The 20,696-nt window shown below is 69.6% G+C and carries 15 protein-coding genes; 2 read left to right on the top strand and 13 right to left on the bottom strand.

The features are described from left to right. Positions 1-7 precede the first annotated feature (7 nt). Entirely contained in the window at positions 8-325 is a 318-nt protein-coding gene (locus tag ACN20J_RS29415; protein WP_419667199.1) for a hypothetical protein, read from the top strand. An 81-nt stretch (positions 326-406) separates the two neighbouring features. Here the strand turns inward: ACN20J_RS29415 and ACN20J_RS29410 are convergent, their stop codons facing one another. The 12 genes from ACN20J_RS29410 to rsmI form a co-directional block, all read right to left on the bottom strand. After that, positions 407-1,108: a helix-turn-helix transcriptional regulator gene (locus tag ACN20J_RS29410; protein WP_063997372.1), complete on the bottom strand. Its 702-nt coding sequence runs from the start codon at positions 1,106-1,108 to the stop codon at positions 407-409. Between the two features lie 291 nt (positions 1,109-1,399). Next, a complete protein-coding gene (locus tag ACN20J_RS29405; RefSeq protein ID WP_419667198.1) occupies positions 1,400-3,256 on the bottom strand; it encodes a PQQ-binding-like beta-propeller repeat protein in 1,857 nt (618 codons plus the stop codon). 124 nt (positions 3,257-3,380) lie between these two features. After that, positions 3,381-5,195 (bottom strand): PQQ-binding-like beta-propeller repeat protein, encoded by a 1,815-nt coding sequence (locus tag ACN20J_RS29400; RefSeq protein ID WP_419667197.1) that lies wholly within the window; start codon positions 5,193-5,195, stop codon positions 3,381-3,383. A gap of 213 nt (positions 5,196-5,408) precedes the next feature. Beyond that, a complete protein-coding gene (locus ACN20J_RS29395; RefSeq protein WP_189837092.1) occupies positions 5,409-7,217 on the bottom strand; it encodes an ABC-F family ATP-binding cassette domain-containing protein in 1,809 nt (602 codons plus the stop codon). A gap of 190 nt (positions 7,218-7,407) precedes the next feature. Further along, entirely contained in the window at positions 7,408-9,417 is a 2,010-nt protein-coding gene (locus ACN20J_RS29390) for a nitrate- and nitrite sensing domain-containing protein (RefSeq protein ID WP_419667196.1), read from the bottom strand. An 83-nt stretch (positions 9,418-9,500) separates the two neighbouring features. Continuing rightward, positions 9,501-10,280 carry an MHYT domain-containing protein gene (locus ACN20J_RS29385; protein WP_419667195.1) on the bottom strand — a complete coding sequence of 260 codons (780 nt, stop codon included), beginning with the start codon at positions 10,278-10,280 and terminating at the stop codon, positions 9,501-9,503. Between the two features lie 332 nt (positions 10,281-10,612). Next, positions 10,613-11,518, bottom strand: a complete 906-nt coding sequence (locus ACN20J_RS29380; protein ID WP_419667194.1) for a 4-(cytidine 5'-diphospho)-2-C-methyl-D-erythritol kinase — start codon at positions 11,516-11,518, stop codon at positions 10,613-10,615. Between the two features lie 2 nt (positions 11,519-11,520). Further along, positions 11,521-12,381: a 16S rRNA (adenine(1518)-N(6)/adenine(1519)-N(6))-dimethyltransferase RsmA gene (gene rsmA, locus ACN20J_RS29375; protein WP_364198352.1), complete on the bottom strand. Its 861-nt coding sequence runs from the start codon at positions 12,379-12,381 to the stop codon at positions 11,521-11,523. A gap of 265 nt (positions 12,382-12,646) precedes the next feature. Next, the gene (locus ACN20J_RS29370; protein ID WP_419667193.1) at positions 12,647-13,984 is read right to left on the bottom strand and encodes a ubiquitin-like domain-containing protein; all 1,338 of its coding nucleotides are present in this window, start codon (positions 13,982-13,984) and stop codon (positions 12,647-12,649) included. A gap of 140 nt (positions 13,985-14,124) precedes the next feature. Then, on the bottom strand, positions 14,125-14,994 hold the full coding sequence (locus tag ACN20J_RS29365) for a TatD family hydrolase (RefSeq protein ID WP_361901031.1): 870 nt from the start codon (positions 14,992-14,994) through the stop codon (positions 14,125-14,127). 192 nt (positions 14,995-15,186) lie between these two features. Next, positions 15,187-15,636 (bottom strand): hypothetical protein, encoded by a 450-nt coding sequence (locus ACN20J_RS29360; protein ID WP_189837086.1) that lies wholly within the window; start codon positions 15,634-15,636, stop codon positions 15,187-15,189. A 278-nt stretch (positions 15,637-15,914) separates the two neighbouring features. Further along, on the bottom strand, positions 15,915-16,769 hold the full coding sequence (rsmI, locus tag ACN20J_RS29355; protein ID WP_419667192.1) for a 16S rRNA (cytidine(1402)-2'-O)-methyltransferase: 855 nt from the start codon (positions 16,767-16,769) through the stop codon (positions 15,915-15,917). Positions 16,770-16,831: 62 nt separating this feature from the next. Here rsmI and ACN20J_RS29350 point away from each other — a divergent pair, with 62 nt between their 5' ends. Next, positions 16,832-18,574: a dolichyl-phosphate-mannose--protein mannosyltransferase gene (locus ACN20J_RS29350; RefSeq protein WP_189837084.1), complete on the top strand. Its 1,743-nt coding sequence runs from the start codon at positions 16,832-16,834 to the stop codon at positions 18,572-18,574. 804 nt (positions 18,575-19,378) lie between these two features. On the opposite strand, the gene ACN20J_RS29345 is transcribed toward ACN20J_RS29350, so the two are convergent. Continuing rightward, positions 19,379-19,885 (bottom strand): DUF4231 domain-containing protein, encoded by a 507-nt coding sequence (locus ACN20J_RS29345; RefSeq protein ID WP_190229123.1) that lies wholly within the window; start codon positions 19,883-19,885, stop codon positions 19,379-19,381. Between the last annotated feature and the right edge of the window lie 811 nt (positions 19,886-20,696).

Raw genomic sequence — 20,696 nt, 5'->3', positions numbered from 1 at the left:
ATCACCCATGTCCGAGCACTCTGGCTATTCCGACCGCGACCTCCAGCGCGAAGTCACCGAACTGCAGGGCAAGTCCGCCACCGCGGCCCGCCTGTTCGACATCCGCCGCATCATCGGCGGCCTGTTCGTCGTCTACGGGATCATCGTCACGATCGCCGGCATCACCGAGTCCGACGCCGACATCGCCAAGGCCCAGGACGTCAACATCAACCTCTGGACGGGCCTCGGCATGCTGGCGCTCGGCCTGTTCTTCCTGGCCTGGCTGTGGCTGCGCCCGACGGCACCGCCCACACCGGACCTGGACACCGAGCGACCCACCGAATAACCGCCGGGCACGGCGGGCGCGGGTACGGGGCCGGAGCCGCGGCACGCGACTCCGGCCCCCACACGTGTACCGGGACCGGGCCTAGACCTCGGACCCCGCGTCCGACACCGGGTGCGGAATCGGCCCCGCGCGGTCCAGCAGCCCCGTACGGGCGGCGAGCGCCGCCGCCTCCAGCCGGGAGCCGACGCCCAGCTTCATCAGTACGCGCTGTACGTGGGTCCGCGCGGTGCTCGGAGCTATGCCCATGCCCGCCGCGATGAGCCGCGTGTCCTCGCCGTCGGCCACCCTCACCAGCACCTCGACCTCTCTCGGCGTCAGCATCTGGAGGAGCCGCTGGCCCTCGTCGTCGGGCTGCGCGGCCGGGTTGAGCAGTTCGCTGAAGGCGCCCTGCAGAAGCTGCGGCGCCACGGCCGCCTCCCCCGCCCGGGCCTTCATGATGGCCCGCTCGACACCCTCTATCCGCTCGTCGTGCCGTACGTATCCGGACGCCCCGGCGGCGAACGCGGCGGCGATTCCGCGCGGATTGGGCACCGGTCCGAGGACCAGCACCGCGACCTGCGGGCGCTCCCGCTTGATCCTCACCACCGGGTCGAATATGCCCGGTTCCGCGGGCGTCGCCGTGCCGATCAGGCACACCTCCGGCGCCCTTGTGATCACCAGCTCCGCCGCTCCCGCCGCGGGCGCCGCCGCGGCCAGCACGCGGTGCCCGCGCAGCTTCAAGGCCGAGGCCAACGCCTCGGCGAGCAGTCGGTGGTCGTCGACCACCATGAGCCGCACTCCCATCGAGCCCAACCCCCCAGTCCCCCCAGGATCCCCACTGGTACCCCATGGATAGGAGCCCCCCGGCTCTCCATCCCCCGGAAGCTACACGCTTGTTCGACGTTGCGCTTCCCCTACTGGAGAGAAGTGCCCCGGATTTCCGAAATTCCTCGCATTCGCGAGCGATGGGCCGTACGAGAACGACCCCGCCCCTGAGCAGGGACGGAGTCGTGATCGACAGGCGAACGTCTGATCGGCGTACGGCCTGCCCGAGATCCCTCGAAGACCTCGGGCAGCCGCCGGACGCCCATGTGCCTACTTGGCGCCGAAGCCGATCGCCGCATACTCCTTGTCGTCCGCGGAGTACGGCGCGCTGATCAGCTCCTGGGCCATGAAGAGCCGGCCGGCGGTGTACCGCATCTCCGAGCTGCTCGGGACGATGCTGCTGATCGCGCTGCGGACCTGGGCCTCGGCCGGGGTCTCCAGGAGCTTGGTCTCCTTGAAGGTCTTGCCGTCCAGGGAGACGACCTGGGAACCCTTGTCGTACGGGCCGTTCTTGTACGCGAGGACGTTGCCGCCGTCCATCCGGATCGGCAGGATCTCGTAGCCGTCGCCCGCGTCGGCCCGGTCGCTCGTGGGCTTGCCGGTGGCCAGCGAGAAGGACACGATCTCGTTGACCCGGGAGTACTGCTCGGCGCCCTCGTGCTGCTTGGTCGGCACGTACAGCCGGTCGTTGCCGACCGCGATGGACCGGCAGTTGTGGATCTTGTTCACACCGCAGTCGTGCTCGTACTTGCCGTCCTCGAGCGTGATCTTGGTGCGCAGCTTGCCGCTCTCGTCCAGCGAGAAGACGTCCGTCGCGCCGGACGCGGTGATCTCGCCGGAGTCCACGCCGAAGACGACCGGCTTGGTGGAGATGACCTTGGCGTTGTCGATGCCCGCGGGGAGCTTGTAGCTCCACTTGACGGTGCCGGCCTTCGGGTCCAGGAGCTGGACCTCGTACTTCTCGTTGCCGTAGTCGCCGCACTTGCGGACCGCGACGAGCTGCTCGCCGCCCGCGTAGCCGACGTCCTCGCAGGTGCCGACCTTCGGCTGCCAGAGGATCTTGCCGTTGCTGATGTCGAAGGCGGCGCCGCCGTTGAGGCCGGAGCCGGCCGCGACCGTGGTGCCGGTGATGCTGACTTCCTTGAACGCGGCCTTCTCACCGCCGTTGGGGGCCACGGACTTCGTCCAGAGCGCCTCGCCGGTGTTCAGGCTGAACGCGGTGACCTCGGTGCACTCCGGGTAGGGGTTCGCCTTGGTGCGCTTGGCGTCCTCGGCGACCACCACGGCGACGCCGTCCTTGGTGACCTCGGGGGAACCGGCGCACGTCAGACCCGTCAGCGGCAGCGTCCAGGACTCCTTGCCGGTGTCCGGGTCGTAGCCGACAACCTCGCTGGGGCCGGACTTGGCGTACACCTTGTCGGTCAGCCAGGAGCCGGCGACGCTCCAGACGTCCTTCTTGGGGACCTCCGCCGCGGGCAGCTGGAAGAGGACCTTGGCGCTGGTGCTGGAGGGCACCTTCTCCGTGCTGCCGCCACCTCCGCCCACGTCGTCGCCGCCGTTGTTGTCGTCCTTGCCCTCGGTGCCGCCGGGGCCCGCGGAGGTGTCCTTGTCGTCGCTCTTGCCGGACGAGTTCGCGTACCAGACACCGCCGCCGACGATGAGCGCGATCGCCACGACGGCCGAGACGATGATCGCCACCTGCGGGTTGACCTTGCGCCCGCCCGACGGAGCCTGCGGCTGCATCGGCAAGGTGCCCGGCTGCTGGTAGCCGTACTGGGGCTGCTGGCCCGGGTAGCCGTAACCGGGCTGCTGCTGACCGGGGTAGCCGTAGCCCGGCTGGGTCGGCGGCGTCTGCGGGGCTCCCTGGGGCGCGCCGGGCGCCTGCGGGTAGCCGTACGGCTGCTGCGGCGGGGCCGACGGGGGCCCGGCCGGGGGCGGGGTCTGCGGTGCCTGGCCCGGTGCCTGCGGGTAGCCGTAGCCCGGCTGCGGCTGCTGCGGGGGCCCGGCGGGTGGAGTGGCCGGCGGCGGGGTGGGCGCGCCGAAGCCACCCGGAGGCGGGTCCTGCGGGGCGCCGAAACCGCCTCCCTGGGGCGGCTGGTTGGGCGGCGGGGGCGGCGGCTGACTCATGACGTGTGTACCTCGGATACGAAGGGGACGAAGGTCTGGTGGCCGTGGTCCGGCCGGACGGGACGAGCGGGCAGGGCGTACAGGCCGTGCGGGCCGTGCTGGCCGTGCGGGAGAGCCGGCCCGGTCATTTGCCGAAGGCCAGCATCAGCTTCTCCTTGGACTCGTCGTTGCCCGTCAGGCGAGTGGTGGAGAGGTAGAAGCGCCCGTCCACGTAGTCGACGGCCTTCGAGAAGAAGCCGTCCTCGATGTCCGCGGTGCCCTGCGGGTTCTGCAGGAGCTTCTTGGGCGTGTGCGAGCCGCCGCCGGTCGGGATGGAGACGACCCGCCCGCCCGCGTCGTACGAGGGCTGCACGTAGGCGATCAGGTTCGCGCCGTCCAGCTTCATCGGCATCATCGACTCGTCCGCCGGGGACTTGACCCGCCACCTCTCCTTGCCGCTCTCCAGGCTGATGGCGACGATCTCGTTGGCGCCGCTCTTCGCCTCGGTCGGCAGGTAGAGGGTGTTCGCGTCGGCCGCGACACCCCCGCAGCCCTGGAGGTCGCGCGAGAGGATCGCCCAGCCGCACTCGGGCGCGAACGACTCGTCGACGTCGACCTCCGAGCGGACCGAGCCGTCGTTCTTCAGCGCAGTGACGTTCCACTGCTTCTTGTCGGCGTTGGTGAGGTAGATGACGACGGGGTCGACGGAGTAGGTCCGCTCCACGCGCCAGCCCTTGGGGAACTTCTTGGTCCACTTGGCCTTGCCGGTGGACGGGTCGAGTTCCTGCACCTCGTCGTGCTCGTCGTCGCCGCCGGCCCCGCAGGACGAGACGGCGAGCAGCTTGTCGCCGCCGGTGAACGCCGACGGGAAGCAGGAGGCGCCGTACTTCTTCTTGTCGTAGAGCTTGTCGCCGCTGGTCACGTCGTAGCCGACGCCGGACATGGAGCGGCCGACCATCAGCGTGTCGCCGACGATGTTCAGGCTGAGGCTCAGGGCGCTGTCGAAGAGGTCACCTTCCGGGATCTCCTTCGTCCAGCCCTTCTTGCCGGTGGCGAGGTCGAGTTCGACGACCTGGTTGCACTCGGCGGTGTCCTTGGTGCCTTCCTTGTACGCCACGAAGACCTTGTCGTCGGACGTCTTCTGCGGGGACACCGCGCAGATCTTCTCCGGGAAGGAGACCGCGGGCCAACTGACCTTGCCGTCGTCGACGTTGTAGGCGAAGACCTGCTTGTAGGCGGCCTTCACGGCGACCTTGTCGGTGACCCACAGGCCGGGGGCCTCGGCGCCGGAACCGGGCGCGTCGGGCGCCTCCTTGTACCAGAGCACCTTCGACTCGCCCGCCTGGCGGCCCTCGTTGAGGTCCTCGCTGCCCTCGTTGCCGTCGCCGTTGCCGTCACCGGGGTTGACCGGGGCGTCCGAGGCGGAGGCCTTGCCGTCCTGGCTCTTGTCGGCGACGGGCTCCTTCTTGGAGTCGTCACCGCTGCTGGAGACGGCCCACACGGTGCCACCGATGACGAGCGCCGCGGCCAGCGCCGCCCCGATGATCACCGCGGGCTTGCCCTTGAAGGGGTTGCGGGAGCCACCGCCCGGCGGTGTCCCGGGCGCACCCGGGAACTGCGGCTGCTGCGGATACCCGTATCCGGGCTGGCCGTACGGCCCCGGCTGCTGCGGCTGACCGTACGGACCCGGCTGGGTGTACGGCCCCGGCTGCTGGCCGTACGGACCCGGCTGGGCGTAGGGGCCGGGCTGCTGCGGGTATCCGTAACCGGGCTGCGGCGGGGTCCCCGGCGCGCCCTGCGGAGGCGGCGGAGTCCCCGGCGGCTGGGCGGGCGGCGGAGGCGTGGCTCCAGGCGGCGCCTGCGGCGGACCGAAGCCACCCTGTGGCGGCTGTCCCTGCGGCGGCTGGTCCTGCGGCGCTCCGAACCCGCCCTGCGGCGGCTGGTTGGGCGGCTGAGTCATCAGCGCGTTCCCCCTCTTCACTGATTTTTAGCCATGCCCTGCAGTACGCACCGCAGTAGGCGATGCACTCACAGTGGTTGTCAGACTGCCCAAGAGTGTTCTCGGACGGCTCTTTCTATCACCATGACGCGCTCGAACAAGGGGCCGGTTCCTCCCCTGTTCCCAAGGGAGGACCGGCCCGTGATGCCCTCGTTATGCTCCTTCACGGAGCCTTCACGCCTCGTCTGCGAGCTCCAGCCACCGCATTTCCAACTCCTCGCGCTCGGTGGCCAGTTCGCGCAGGTCGGCGTCCATTTTCGCCACCTTCCCGAAGTCCGTGGCGTTGTCGGCGATTTGGGTGTGCAGCCGGCTCTCCTTGTCGGAGATCTTGTCCAGCTGCCGCTCGATCTTCTGGAGTTCCTTCTTCGCGGCGCGGGCGTCCGCGGCGGACACACCGGACTTCTCGGCCGACTGGACGGGCGCCGGGGCCGAGGCCGCCGCGGCCTCCTCCATCTTGTGGCGCCGCTCCAGGTACTCGTCGATCCCGCGCGGGAGCATCCGCAGCGTCGCGTCGCCGAGGAGCGCGAACACCCGGTCCGTCGTGCGCTCGATGAAGAACCGGTCGTGGGAGATCACGATCATCGAACCGGGCCAGCCGTCGAGGACGTCCTCCAGCTGCGTGAGGGTCTCGATGTCGAGGTCGTTCGTCGGCTCGTCGAGGAAGAGGACGTTCGGCTCGTCCATCAGCAGCCGCAGCAACTGCAGACGCCGGCGCTCACCGCCGCTCAGGTCCCCGACCGGCGTCCACTGCTTCTCCTTGTTGAAGCCGAAGGTCTCGCAGAGCTGGCCCGCGGTCATCTCGCGGCCCTTGCCGAGGTCCACGCGGTCGCGCACGGCCTGGACGGCCTGGAGCACCCGAAGGGTCGGGTCGAGCTCGGCGACCTCCTGGGAGAGGTAGGCGAGCTTGACGGTCTTGCCGACCGCGACCCGTCCGGCGGCGGGCTGTGTCTCGCCCTCGGAGAGCGCGGCGTCCCTCATGGCCCGCAGCAGGGAGGTCTTGCCCGCGCCGTTCACACCGACGAGACCGATCCGGTCGCCCGGTCCGAGCTGCCAGGTCAGGTGCTTGAGGAGCACCTTGGGCCCGGCCTGGACGGTGACGTCCTTCAGGTCGAAGACGGTCTTGCCGAGCCGGGTCGAGGCGAACTTCATCAGCTCGCTGCTGTCCCGGGGCGGCGGCACATCGGCGATCAGCTCGTTGGCGGCCTCGACACGGAAGCGCGGCTTGGACGTACGGGCGGGCGCCCCGCGCCGCAGCCAGGCCAGCTCCTTGCGGACGAGGTTCTGCCGCTTGACCTCCTCGGTGGCGGCGATCCGCTCCCGCTCGGCCCGGGCGAAGACGTAGTCGGTGTAGCCGCCCTCGTACTCGTAGACATCGCCCTTCTGCACGTCCCACATGCTCGTGCAGACCTGGTCGAGGAACCACCGGTCGTGGGTGACGCAGACGAGCGCGGACCGGCGCCGGCTCAGATGCTGGGCGAGCCAGGAGATCCCTTCCACGTCCAGGTGGTTGGTGGGCTCGTCGAGGATGATCAGGTCCTGCTCCTCGATGAGCAGCTTGGCCAGCGCGATCCGCCGCCGCTCACCGCCGGAGAGCGGTCCGATCACGGTGTCGAGCCCCTGCGGGAAGCCCGGCAGGTCGAGCCCGCCGAACAGCCCGGTGAGTACGTCCCTGATCTTGGCGTTGCCCGCCCACTCGTGGTCAGCCATGTCCCGGATGACCTCGTGGCGGACGGTGGCCTCGGGGTCGAGGGAGTCGTGCTGGGTGAGCACACCGAGGTGCAGGCCGCCCGAGTGCGTGACCCGCCCGGTGTCGGCCTCCTCCAGCTTGGCGAGCATCCGGATCAGTGTGGTCTTGCCGTCACCGTTGCGGCCGACCACCCCGATCCGGTCGCCCTCGGACACGCCGAGGGAGACTCCGTCGAGCAGCGCACGGGTTCCGTACACCTTGCTGACTGCCTCGACATTGACCAGATTGACGGCCATCGCACTCCTGACAAGGGGGATCGATCGACCTTCCAGGGTAGTCGCCCGAAAGGTTGATCCTTCCGCGCGTCCAGTCGGCGGCTCCCTCAGCCCTTCAGGGGCGCGAGGCTGTGACATTTGCGGCTCCGCCGCGTGGGCGCACCCAGCCACATCCCACCCGCAGACGACACACGCCCTGGCATCAGAACGCCTACTGCCTCCGCTGGGGCGGCACGAGCGCAGAGGCCGGCGCCAGCGAACGCCCCCCGGCCCCCGACTCGGCCAGAGCCCGGTCATGCACAGGCATGTCGTCCCGGACGAGGTTCTCCGGGATGAGCACGGCCGCCGTGACACCCCCGCTCCCGGAGGACCGCAGCTCGACACTCACCCCCTGCCGCTCGGCCAGCCGGTTCACCACGATCAGCCCGATCTGCTTGGCGTCCAGCAGATCGACCTTCTCGGACCGGATCTTCCGGTTGGCCTCGGCCATCGCGTCCTCCTTCATACCGAAGCCGCTGTCCTCGACCTCGATGAGCAGCCCGCCCCGCACCCGCGCGGCCCGCAGCTGCACCTGCGTGCTGGGCGGCGAGAAGGCGGAGGCGTTCTCGACGAGCTCGGCGAGAAGATGGATGACGTCGGCGACCGACCCGCCCGCGACGGAGACGCGGGGCGTGGCCCAGATCCGTACGCGGGAGGCGTTCTCGATCTCCGCGACGGCGGCGCGCAGCACCTCCGACAGCGGGATCGGATCGCGCCACCCGCGCCCGGGCGCGATGCCGGACAGGATGAGCAGGCTCTCGGAGTGCCGCCGCATCCGGGTGGCGAGGTAGTCGATCCGGTACAGGTCCTGGAGCTCGGCCGGATCGCGCTGGCGCTGTTCCATCCCGTCCAGCAGATCGAGCTGGCGGTGCAGCAGGACCTGGCTGCGGCGCGCGATGCTGACGTACACGCCGGAGATGCCGCTGAGGAGTTCGGCGCGTTCGGAGGCGGCCTTGAGGGCGGCCCGCTGGACGGCGGTGAGGGCGGTGCCGACCTGGGCGAGTTCGCCGCCGGCGAGGCGCCGCATGGGTGCCTCGGCGTCGATGTCGACGCCCTGCCCGGCGTGCAGCCGCCGCATGGCCTGCGGCAGTCGGCGGCCGGCCACTTCGAGGGCGGAGTTGCGCAGGTCGAGGAGTTCGACGATGAGTCCGCGTCCGACGAGTACGGAGACGAGCAGCGAGAGCAGTACGCCGACGAGGCCCAGGGCGACGGCGACGCCGGAGGCGCCGAGCGTGTCCCAGCCGAAGGCGTTGGCCTGCGAGACGGCGGCCGTTCCGGCGCTCTTCTCGGCCTCGGCCAGCCCGTCCAGGACGGACTTCGCGGAGCCGTCCCACTGGGTGAGGAAGCCCGCCGACACGGCCGAGGCGCCGGGCCCGGCGCTGCGCACCCGGTTCTCGATGGCCTGGAGGCTTTCGTAACTCCCGCTCTGCAGAACGGTGTTGTACGCGGCCCGGTGTCCGGGCCGGAGATCGGCGACGGCGGGCGCGAGCAGTTGGCGCTGGGTGGCGACGGCGCCGACGAACAGCGCGTACTGGTCCTTGGTGAGCGTTCCGGCGGCCCGGCCGGCGGCGAGGATCGCCTGTTCCTGGGCCAACGCCTCGCGGGCACGGGCGAGTTCGAGGACGACCCGGGCCTCGGAGGCGGAGCTCGTGCGCTCCTCGCCGGTGAGCGCGCCGGAGACGGCGAAGGCGTGCTCGATCGTCGTGGAGTACGCCGTGTGGAGGTCCGTGGTCTTCGTGCCGTCGCCGGAGGCCTCGGCACGCAGCGTGGCGAGGCCTTCCGCGTCGGTCTCCAGGCGGTCGATGCGCCCGGGCAGCGCGGAGTCGAGCAGTCCGGCGTCGGCGCTGCTGGCGTTGGCGCCGGCGAGGAGCTTCTTGGCGGCGGCGTCGGAGGTCCGGCCGGCGGCGCGCAGTTCGGCGGGGTCGCCCTTGCCGGGGGTGGCGGCGTACCGCAGGGCGGCGGTCCGCTCGGCCTGTACGGCGGTGACGAACCCGTCGACGGGGACGAGGAGTTCGGCGTTGACCTCCTTGGCCCGCTCGGTGGCGCCGATGCTGGCGGCGGTGGTCACCGCGGCGAAGCCCCACAGGGCCATCAGAGACACGATGGGGAGCATGAGCAGGGAGACGATCTTGGCTCTGACCGATCGGGGGCGCAACCGGTCGGGCGTGCGTCGGACACGCATGGGGACACCTCGTTCAGGGAGGGGCGGGACGTGGGGCGCGGCCGGCCCGGGGGCGGTTGCGGTCGCCCGCCCCGGCGGCCGGCTCAGGCGGTGGAGAGCTCCACCTGGCGCAGGAGTTCGGCGGCCACGGCGGACTCGGCGCGCTTGCCGGTCGGGGAGAGCGCGACGTACGCGGAGGCCAGGAAGAGGAAGGAGCCGAGGACGACGGCGAGGGGGAAGATGAACTCCGTGGCGGTGGCGCCGGCCAGGGCCGCGCTGCTCGGCGCGAGGGAGATGCTCACGGCGTACATGGCGGTGTAGTGCATGCTGCTGACCGCGAGGCCCATCACGAGGGCGGCCACGGTGGCGACGACCGGCCCGCGTACGACGAGGCTGAGCGTGAGCGCGGCGGTCGCGGCGACGACGGCGATCGCGACGGAGGCGATGACCAGGGCCGGGTCGTACCGGACCGTGCCGTGCAGGTTGAGTGCCGCCATGCCGATGTAGTGCATGGCCGCGACGCCGAGGCCGGTGCCGAGCCCGCCGAGCAGCACGGCACGCACGCGCGAACGGCCGTAGCCGGCGGTGAACACGCCCGCGCCGACGACGACCACGGCGACGACCAGGCTCAGCACGGTCAGCGGGACGTCGTAGCGGATCGGCGTGCCGTCGACGCCGAAGCCGAGCATCGCGACGAAGTGCATGGTCCAGATCCCGGAGCCGATGGCGACCGAGGCCAGCAGCAGCCAGTTCCGCTTGGAGGCGCCGTCCGCCTCAAGTGCCCTGACCGTGCACCGCAGTCCGAGTGCCGCGCCGACGCAGGCCATCGCGAAGGACAGGACGGGAGTGACCCATCCGGCGCTGAAGTGGTCCATGTGACCCATGGGGAAACCCCTCTCGCCCGCCGTACGGCCTGACCGCACGCACGGAAGTACCGCCGGTAACAAGACACCGGAGGCGGCCGATAATGCCAGCCCGAGATGAGTGGCGGACCAGGACGAAAGGGGGCCAGCCGGGAGATAGAAGGGAATTGAACTACGGTGACCTGCATAACACTTGACCTGCATTTATATGCAAGCGACCGGGCCAGGCGGAATCCGCCGACTACCTCCACACGGCCCACACAGGCAAGCCTGAAACCGGTAATTCCCTTTGTATAAGCGGTTTCCCAGGGTCCCTTTCAAGCCAACGGCGGCGGCACTTGCCGCAGCGACCGTCAGACCACGACGGCCCCCGGCACGGGCCCCGCGGCGACACGGGCGTTGCGGCACGTCCCGGAAGCGACGAGCGCGTCCGCGACCTTCACCGCAGCCTCGGCGTCACGCACGAGGAACGCGGTCGTCGGCCCGGACCCCGACACCAGCGCGGCCAGCGCCCCGGCGGAGGTACCGGCGGCCAGCGTCAGGGCCAGCGAGGGCCGGAGGGACAACGCGGCGGCCTGAAGGTCGTTGGAGAGGGCGGCGGCGAGAGCCGTGGAGTCACCCTTGGCCAACGCCCCGAGCAGTCCGTCGGAGGCAACCGGCTCAGGCACCTCCACCCCTTCGTTGAGGCGGTCGAACTCCCCGTACACGGCCGGCGTCGACAACCCGCCGTCGGCGACGGCGAACACCCAGTGGAAGGTCCCGCCGGCCTCCAGGACCCGCAGCTTCTCGCCCCGCCCGGTCCCGAGCGCCGCACCGCCGACCAGGCTGAACGGCACGTCACTGCCCAACTCGGCGCAGATGTCGAGGAGTTCGTCGCGAGATGCCCCCGTACCCCAGAGGGTGTCGCACGCGAGGAGCGCGCCCGCGCCGTCGGCGGACCCGCCCGCCATGCCCCCGGCGACGGGGATGTCCTTGGCGATGTGGATGTGCACACGGGCCTCGCGCCCGGTCCTCGCGGCGAGCTTCTCCACCGCGCGGGCCGCCAGGTTCGTACGGTCCAGGGGCACTTGGGAGGCGTCGGGCCCCTCGCAGGTCACGCGGAGGGTGTCCGCCGGGGTCACGGTGACCTCGTCGTAGAGGCCGACCGCGAGGAAGACGTTGGCCAGGTCGTGGAACCCGTCGGGGCGGGCGCCGCCGACGGCGAGCTGCACATTGACCTTGGCGGGGACCCGTACCGTCACGCTCGTCGTGCCCGTCACGCTCACTGCTTGCTCTCCGCGATCCGTGCGAACTCTTCCACCGTCAGGGACTCGCCGCGCGCCTGGGGCGAGACGCCCGCCGCGACGAGGGCGGCCTCGGCGGCCGGGGCGGAACCGGCCCAGCCGGCGAGCGCGGCCCGCAGGGTCTTGCGCCGCTGGGCGAAGGCCGCGTCCACGACGGCGAAGACCTCGCGCTTGGACGCGGTCGTCTTCACCGGCTCCTCGCGCCGCACCAGCGAGACGAGCCCGCTGTCGACGTTCGGGGCGGGCCAGAAGACGTTGCGGCCGATGGAACCGGCCCGCCTGACGTCGGCGTACCAGTTCGCCTTCACGGACGGCACGCCGTAGACCTTCGAGCCGGGCGGGGCGGCGAGGCGGTCGGCGACCTCCGCCTGGACCATCACGAGCGTGCGCTCGATGGTGGGGAAGGTGTCGAGCATGTGCAGGAGCACCGGGACGGCGACGTTGTAGGGGAGGTTCGCGACGAGGGCCGTGGGCGCGGGGCCGGGGAGCTCGGTCACCTGCATGGCGTCGGAGTGGACGAGCGCGAAGCGGTTCGCGCGGGTCGGCATGCGGGCGGTGATCGTCGCGGGGAGCGCGCTCGCGAGGACGTCGTCGATCTCGACGGCGATGACGCGGTCGGCGGCCTCCAGCAGGGCGAGGGTCAGGGAGCCGAGGCCCGGGCCGACCTCGACGACCACGTCCTCGGGGCGGACTCCTGCGGTCCTCACGATGCGGCGCACGGTGTTGGCGTCGATGACGAAGTTCTGGCCGCGCTGCTTGGTGGGTCGTACGCCGAGGGCTTCCGCGAGCTCGCGGATGTCGGCGGGACCCAGGAGGGCGTCGGAGGTGGGGCTGCTCACGCCCCAAGGGTACGGGTGGGATGGCGTCCGAATGTTTTTCGCCCCCGCCGCCCCTACCCGTTCCCGTCCCCTGGGGCTCCGCCCCAGACCCCGTGAGGTGGGTTGTCGGGTGGAGGTCGGCTGTTGCTGGACTGCGCAGTTCCCCGCGCCCCTGAAAACCCAGGGGCGCGGGGAACTGCGCAGTCTTTTGGGGGTTCGGGGGCGTAGCCCCTGAGTCAGGGACGGGAATGGGTAGGGGCGGCGGGGGCGAGGAAATGCCCTCCCCCTACAGCCGCCCCCCACAATGCGGCCAAGGACTGGCCCCCCGCCGCACATACAACTTCTTCGCACGGAACGTCTGCTCCGCCGCAGGCGCATCCTGAGGGCGCCCGGCCCCGCCGAGACTCCGCCAGGTCTGGGTGTCGAACTGGTACAGCCCCCCGTACGTGCCGGAGGCGTCGACCGCCCCGGGCCGCCCGCCCGACTCACAGTGCGCCAACCCCTGCCAGTTGAGCCCGTCCGCCCCCTGCACGGTCGTAGGAAGGGGCCTGGTCCCCACCTTCACCACCTGCTCCTGCGGCAGCTCCACCACCTCGGCCCCGAGCCGCCGAGGCCGCTCCTTCACCCCGTTGACCGTACGAAGGGCGTACGTGACGCGCCGCAGCCCCGCCCGCCCCGCCCGCTCGACGACCTCCGTCCCCCGGAACAGCCCGGGGTCCTCCGTCCGCCGCACCTCGAAGGGGATCGGCTCCTCGCGGACCTCCTGCGTGGCGGTGATCCGCATGACGGTCACCGTCTGCCCGTCCCGCGGAAAGCTCCCGGGCGGCACGGACGTGGTGTCCTCCCCGTGCAGCGTGACCCCGGCGTCGGCCACGACCTCGCGGACGGTCGCCGCGTTCGTGCGGACCGTCCGTGCCCGCCCGTCCGCCATGACGGTCACGGTCCGCTCGGTACGGACGTCGAGCGCGAGCCCCTCCCGCCCGATGAGCCGGGAGCGCGGCACGGACACGTACGCGCCCTCCGAACGCACCCCGAACTCCCGCAACGCGCCCTCCACGGTGTGGGCCGTGGTCCACACCCTGCTGCGCTGCCCGTCGAGGGTGAGGCGCACGGGCCGCCCGTACCGCACGGCCACCTCGTCCCCGCTGGTCAGCGCGGCTCCGGGGCCGGGCGCCACGATGTCGTGCGCGCCGATCTCGACGCCCTCGTCGGCGAGGAGTTCGGTGACGTCGTCGGCGAAGGTGTGCAGCGTGCGCGGCTTCCCGTCGACGTTCAGCTCGATCGCCTTGTCGTCGGCGACGAAGGCGGTGGTGCCGCCCGCGAGGAAGGCCACGACCAGCGCCTGGGGCAGCAGTCGGCGCATGTCGGGCCGCTCGGCGCTCCGGCGCCGCCGGGCGGCCCGCCGGGCTTCGGCGCGGCCACCGGGCAGGGGCATCTCCAGCGTGGGCGGAACCTGCCGGGGCAGCGTCGGAGCCTCCGGCCCGCGCCACCCGTCGGGGGCGTACTCGCCGCCGCCCCCGCCCACGTCCTCGTACCCGGGTCGATATGTGTCCGGGTATCCGTGACCGTACGGCTCAGGGATCTCGTACGTCGGGCCATACGTCTCGTACTGCGAATTGCTCACTACGACACGCTCCAGGGATCCGATCCGGATCGGGCCAGAGGAACCTAGCGGAGCGTTCGTCACTCTCCAAAGCATCACGACTACGCTGTGTCGCGGGGGTCCCCCGGCCGGACCCCTTGAGCGGGCCCTGTCGTTACGGCTCAGAAATCGAACGCACGGGCAGTGTTCGCCGAGATCGCCGTCGCCAGCGCGTCCTCGTCCAGACCCCGTACTGCGGCCATGGCGCGGACCGTGACCGGAATGAGATACGGGGCGTTGGGCCGTCCGCGGTACGGCGCGGGGGTCAGGAAGGGCGCGTCGGTCTCGACGAGGACCAGTTCGAGCGGGGCCACGGCGAGGGCGTCGCGCAGCGGCTGGGCGTTCTTGAAGGTCATGTTCCCGGCGAACGACATGTAGTAGCCGGCGCGGGCGCAGATCTCCGCCATGGCGGCGTCACCGGAGTAGCAGTGGAAGACGGTCCGCTCGGGGGCGCCCTCCTCCTTCAGGACCCGCAGCACGTCGGCGTGGGCGTCGCGGTCGTGGATGACCAGCGCCTTGCCGTGCCGCTTGGCGATCTCGATGTGCGCGCGGAACGACTTCTCCTGGGCGGCCTTGCCCTCGGGGCCGGTGCGGAAGTAGTCGAGGCCGGTCTCGCCGACGCCCTTGACCTGGGGAAGGGCCGCCAGCCGGTCGATCTCGGCGAGCGCCTCGTCCAGCGCGCCGTCGCCACCGGGCTGCCGCGCGCCCTGCCGGGACCAGCCGTCCGGGTCGCCGTGCACGATCCGGGGGGCCTCGTTCGGGTGCAGCGCGACGGTCGCATGGACGGCCTCGTGGTCGAGCGCGGTCCGGGCGGCCCAGCGCGAGCCCTTCAGGTCGCAGCCCACCTGGACGACCGTGGTCACACCGACCGACGCGGCCTTGGCGAGGCCCTCCTCGACCGTGCCGGACTGCATGTCGAGGTGGGTGTGCGAGTCGGCGACCGGCACCCGGAGGGGGGTCGGCGGGGGCGGGGCTTCGGCGTTGGAAGGCATGCCCCGATCCTACGAAGCCCGATCCGGCGAAGGGGGCCCCGGGAGGTCTCGGGATGTCTCCCGAGGCCCCGGGAGGTTTCGGGAAGTCTCCCGGGGCCTCGGGAAGGTCGATGCCAGGCCCCACAGTCCGGGAGGCGGGGGGAGGCCGCTGGATGTGGGGCCCGGCATCGGGCGGCGGACCGGAGGATCGGATCAGCTCGCCTTGCGGTGGTGGAACGGGTGCAGCAGATCGGAGAGGTGCCAGTGGTGGCGCTCCTCGCCCGCCGACGGCTCCGCGTTCTCCGCCGTCTCAGGGGTCGTCTCGGCGTCCGGGGCCTTCCTCGGCCGTACGGGCGTCGGGTGGCGCAGCGAGTTCTGCGCCGAGGAGACCTGTCCCGCGCGCATGATGCGGACGACATGGCCGTCGCAGTTCAGACAGCTGGGCCGGCTCAGCGGCGACGGCACGACCCGGCCGTCGGCCACGTACATGACGAATTCGGTGCCCTCGGCGTCGAGGTGGTGCTCGATCTCGTACGACTGCTCCCAGCCGTGCCCGCAGCGCATGCAGGCGAAGGAGTACGACTCGTGGACTATGTCGGTCGCCGTGGTGCGGTGGCCAGGATCTCCAGTGATCTGCCCGGTCTGACCTGCGATCTCACTCATGCCAGCTCCTCTTGTCCGCTGGACGAGGACGGGTGCGTCCTTTAACCAGTGGACGCTTCCGCAGGCCGAAGCGCACCAGACCTGTCGAGTGTTGGAGCCGTCTTGGCCTTTCCTTGTCGGAGCACCCTCAGAACACGGTCTGAGCTTTGCTTTTCGCGATCGTCCTTTGCCCGCTCATGGGGTCGGCAGCGGGGCCCCGCTCAAGGGTTCGAGCACGCCGGCCCGCTCGGGATTTCGGGCGCGGCGGTCCACCCGTGGGTTCCTGTGGCTGCCGGCTCTCAGGGATTCGGGTGCGCCGCGTTCTTCGACGCGACCACCGCGTCGAAGACCTCGCGCTTGGGCAGGCCCGCGTCGGCGGCGACGGCGGCGATCGCCTCCTTGCGCCGCTCCCCCGCCTCCTCACGCACCCGCACCCTGCGCACGAGCTCCTCGGCGTCGAGCGACTCGACGGTCACCGGGGCGCCCTCCACGACGACGGTGATCTCGCCGCGCACTCCTTCGGCGGCCCAGGCGGCGAGTTCGTCCAGCGGCCCGCGCTTGACCTCCTCGTACGTCTTGGTCAGCTCGCGGCAGACGGCGGCCCGCCGCTCGGCGCCGAACACCTCGGCCATCGCGGCGAGGGTGTCGTCGAGGCGGTGCGGTGCCTCGAAGTAGACGAGCGTGCGCCGCTCGTGCTCGTTCTCCCGCAGCCGCGACAGCCGCTCGCCGGCCTTCCGCGGCAGGAATCCCTCGAAGCAGAACCGGTCGACGGGCAGCCCGGACAGGGCGAGCGCGGTGAGCACCGCGGAGGGCCCGGGGACGGCCGTGACCTTGATGTCCTTCTCCACGGCGGCGGCGACCAGCCGGTACCCGGGGTCGGACACGGACGGCATCCCGGCGTCCGTCACGAGCAGCACGCGCGCCCCGCCCACCAGCGCCTCGACCAGCTCGGGCGTACGCGCGGTCTCGTTCCCCTCGAAGTACGAGACGACCCGCCCGGACGGCTGTACGTCCAGCGCCTGCGTCAGCCGCCGCAGCCGCCGCGTGTCCTCGGCGGCGATGACGTCGGCCCCCGCCAACTCGGCCGTCAGCCGGGGCGGTGCGTCCGCGATGTCCCCGATGGGCGTGCCTGCGAGTACAAGGGTTCCTGTCACGGTTCCATCCTCGCAGGGGCGGCCCACGGGACTCACACAGACCTGTTCCCTACGATGGCGCGGTGACCAGTACCGCGTCCTCCACGGACACCCGGCAGGGACAGGGCGTCGAAGACCAGCGACCGTCGTGGCAACAGCGGCTGCGCCGGTTCGGCTACACGGCCCCGCCCAGAAGCGATGTCCGCGAACGCCTGGTGCCCGCGTACACCGAGCCCAGCCCACGGCTGTGGGCGGCGATCGGGCTCCGCAGGGAGGCCGCAGAACGCCTCGTCCGCTGGTCGGCGTGGGGCGGCCCGCTGCTCGTCACGCTGATCGCGGGCGTGATGCGCTTCTGGAACCTGGGCAGCCCGAAGGCGGTGATATTCGACGAGACGTACTACGCCAAGGACGCCTGGGCGCTCATCCACCGCGGTTACGAGGTCAACTGGGCGAAGAACGCCAACGAGCTGATCCTGCAGAACGGCGGGAACGTCAAGATCCCGACGGAGGCCGCCTATGTGGTCCATCCGCCGGTCGGCAAGTACGTCATCGGGCTCGGCGAGTGGATGTTCGGGTTCACTCCGTTCGGCTGGCGGTTCATGACGGCGCTGCTCGGCACGCTGTCGGTGCTGATGCTGTGCCGGATCGGCCGCCGCATCTTCCGCTCGACGTTCCTCGGCTGCCTGGCGGGCGCGCTGATGGCCGTCGACGGCCTGCACTTCGTGATGAGCCGCACCGCGCTGCTCGACCAGGTGCTGATGTTCTTCGTCCTGGCGGCCTTCGGCGCTCTGCTCATCGACCGCGACAAGGTCCGAGAACGCCTCGCCGCCGCGCTCCCACCGGACGCCGACGGTCTCGTACGCCCGGACGCACGCATCGCGGAGGAAACGCTCCTGGGCCGCCGCCCCTGGCGCCTGGCGGCGGGACTGCTGCTCGGCCTGGCCATCGGCACGAAGTGGAACGGCCTGTACTTCCTCGTCGCGTTCGGTCTGCTGACGGTCCTGTGGGACGTCGGCTCCCGCCGGGTCGCGGGCGCCCGCCGCCCCCACCTGGCGGTCCTCAAGCACGACGTGGGCTGGGCGTTCCTCTCGACGGTCCCGGTGGCGATCGCCACGTACATCGTGTCGTGGACGGGCTGGTTCCTCTCCGGCACGGACGGCAAGGGCGGCTACTACCGCGACTGGGCCACGGCCGACGGCCGCACCAGCGACTGGTCCTGGCTGTTCCCCGACTGGTGGCGCAGCCTGTGGCACTACGAGACCCAGGTGTACGACTTCCACGTCGGCCTGCACTCCCCGCACACCTACCAGTCGAACCCGTGGAGTTGGATCGTCACCGGCCGCCCGGTCTCGTACTTCTACGAGTCCCCGCTGCCCGGCAAGGACGGCTGCCCGACGGACGCGGGCGAGAAGTGCGCCCGCGAGGTCCTCGCCCTCGGCACCCCCCTGCTCTGGTGGGCGGCTGCCTTCGCCGTCCTCTACGTCCTGTGGCGCTGGCTCTTCCGCCGCGACTGGCGCGCGGGCGCGATCGCCTGCGGCGTAGTGGCCGGCTACCTCCCCTGGTTCCTCTACCAGGAACGCACGATCTTCTTCTTCTACGCCGTCGTCTTCCTCCCCTTCCTCTGCCTGGCCGTCGCCATGATGATCGGCGCCATCCTCGGCCCCCCCGGCTCCACAGAACGCCGCCGCGTCATCGGCGCGGCCACGGCGGGGGTCTTGGTCCTGCTGATCGCCTGGAACTTCATTTACTTCTGGCCGATCTATACGGGCGAGGCGATTCCGATCGACAGTTGGCGGTCTCGGATGTGGCTTGATACTTGGGTTTAGCTGGGTGGACGCACAACGAGGGCGGGGCAGACTGCCGCGCCCTCGTTGTTGTTGGTGTCGTTGGCGGCTGTTGTTGGCCACCCTCATACGACCCGGAGATGGCCCGGCTGACGCCCTCGGTAGATTTCAGTCCTCTCATGATCAAATCGACTTCACAGCGCCTGACCTGGCGATTTGCGCACCTTGTAAGTGGTGTCACCGGATCCCGTCCATGTGTCGTCCTGATCTTGGCGTCCGACACTTGAAGAGATATGCAAGCGAAGCGAAATCCCTGCAGGGGTCATGGATAAATCTGCATGACACTCTGGTAGTCATCGAGTTGCACACCCCTAGCGAGGTTTCGAGTTCTGCTAGGACAGTTAGAGCAGCATGCCAGCGGGTCGCAATGATGGTCATGGAATGCAGTCATGATCGAGAGCTCCGGCCCAACTTCGCCACTTGACCTGAGGCTCGCGGAGCCATAGGTGATGCACTCACTCAATTCATGGAAACCACAGGCATGCACCTCAGAGACGACGCTTCGATGTCCTAGTCGAACCAGAGCGCCATCAGGAACTAGACGGCACTTCCAGTTGCCTCTAACTGCGCACAAGAGCTGACCGGCTGCCAGACAGCGCCAGGCCGCTGCCCCGACTACGCACCACGGCAGAATGGAGTGGCCCCTCAGGATCACAAACACCCCACCCGAACAGGCCCTTTATAGGACGAATGGGCAAGGTGCCGAGTCCCCGTCCACGTCTGGTCCTGATCTTGAAAGTTCTTGAGGCCAGAGGCATAGCGCGATCACCCCCAGGAACAACGAACCTAGCTTGAGGCGCGCTGCGACGGAGGCGTTTCGCCCCCCTGAGGAGAAGTCAGAGCGGAACGACTTACACCAGACCAACCTTTAAGATCGTCGTCTAGAATTTCATTGAGCCTTTCCAGCACCTCACGCGAGAGTTGTTTGGGATCCTCTCTGGATGCACTACGGAAATACATGTCTCGCTTGAGTTGCTGCAACCGCGCGAGAGTTGAGGATCGCAACTGCCAGAGCTCTTGATCTCGGAATAGGTTATTTCTTGATGCCAAAATTCCAGCGACCCCAGCTAGCGCCGTACTCCCGAGCCCAAACCATGGATATTTCCAGGCGGCACTAGCTACACCAAGAATCGCAATTCCAGCATTGAGTGTTGCAATCAAAGTGATAACTCTGCCGACTCTCCCTTTAGAGATATTGCGTATTCTGACATACTCACCTTCATACCATTTCACATAATGCGAAGCGACAGCGAAAGAGTCAGCATCGGCGGGTGGATCAGGTGCGGGGTCCATCCCGACAGAATTTAGCCAAAAAGGCCACTTTTGGGAATCGTTCGATCGACTCACGAACCCCGCCTCCACTGGACGTCCCGAAGGCCACTCACTCTACGTAAGGGGCCGCCTGCAAGGCCAAAGTAAGCGGCAGGCGGTGCACTTGATACCACCCCCTATATGCAAGGTCAAGGAGGGCCGACCACTCCAGCCACTGAGAGTTCTCTCCACCTCCGCACGCAGCACGCTCGTTCCATCTATCGTTACGTTCGCCTCTCTTTCGACGTACACGCCCCTCACATGCAGGAGTGAGCGAAAGCCTCGCGGAGCTCTTCTGTCAGATGTTCCGTGCCTCGCTCAATGCCCGGCCCGGAACGGCATCCCGTCTGCCGCCACTCGAATCTTCGGCCTGGAGTAGGTCTGAGAAATCACAGAGGCAACCCATTGCTTGAATGGCAATTTAAACCGCTTTGACATGTTGCTGCAGTGCTTGAGATACGGAAGGCTCGTCCGCTTCCCTGTGCACGATGTTGTTCCTTGCGCGACAAATCGCGACGAGCTCGCTATAAATCTCCGTATAGCGAAATCTTCCGACTGGAAAAGCAACGTCAAGGAACCGCATACACGCAAGTTCGTCTCGGGTGTCGCATGCCCCGAAGCTCCCAACTGGCCGCCCATGGTGTGCAGTAGCTCGGGCTGATCGTTGAAATTCTGGACGATCTACATCAGCCGGGCCATCCCGGTCGACAGCCGGCAGCCACGGGTATGACTGAATTCCTGAGTCCAGCGGGGCAGTTGACCTGCTGCTCCGCCGCCTCTTACCGACCATCGC

Source organism: Streptomyces sp. 2-1 (genome assembly GCF_048564895.1).
In the GTDB taxonomy this organism is placed as follows: domain Bacteria; phylum Actinomycetota; class Actinomycetes; order Streptomycetales; family Streptomycetaceae; genus Streptomyces; species Streptomyces phaeochromogenes.
The sequence above is the reverse complement of the archived record's forward strand: the minus strand, read 5'-3'. Positions and strand labels throughout refer to the sequence as shown.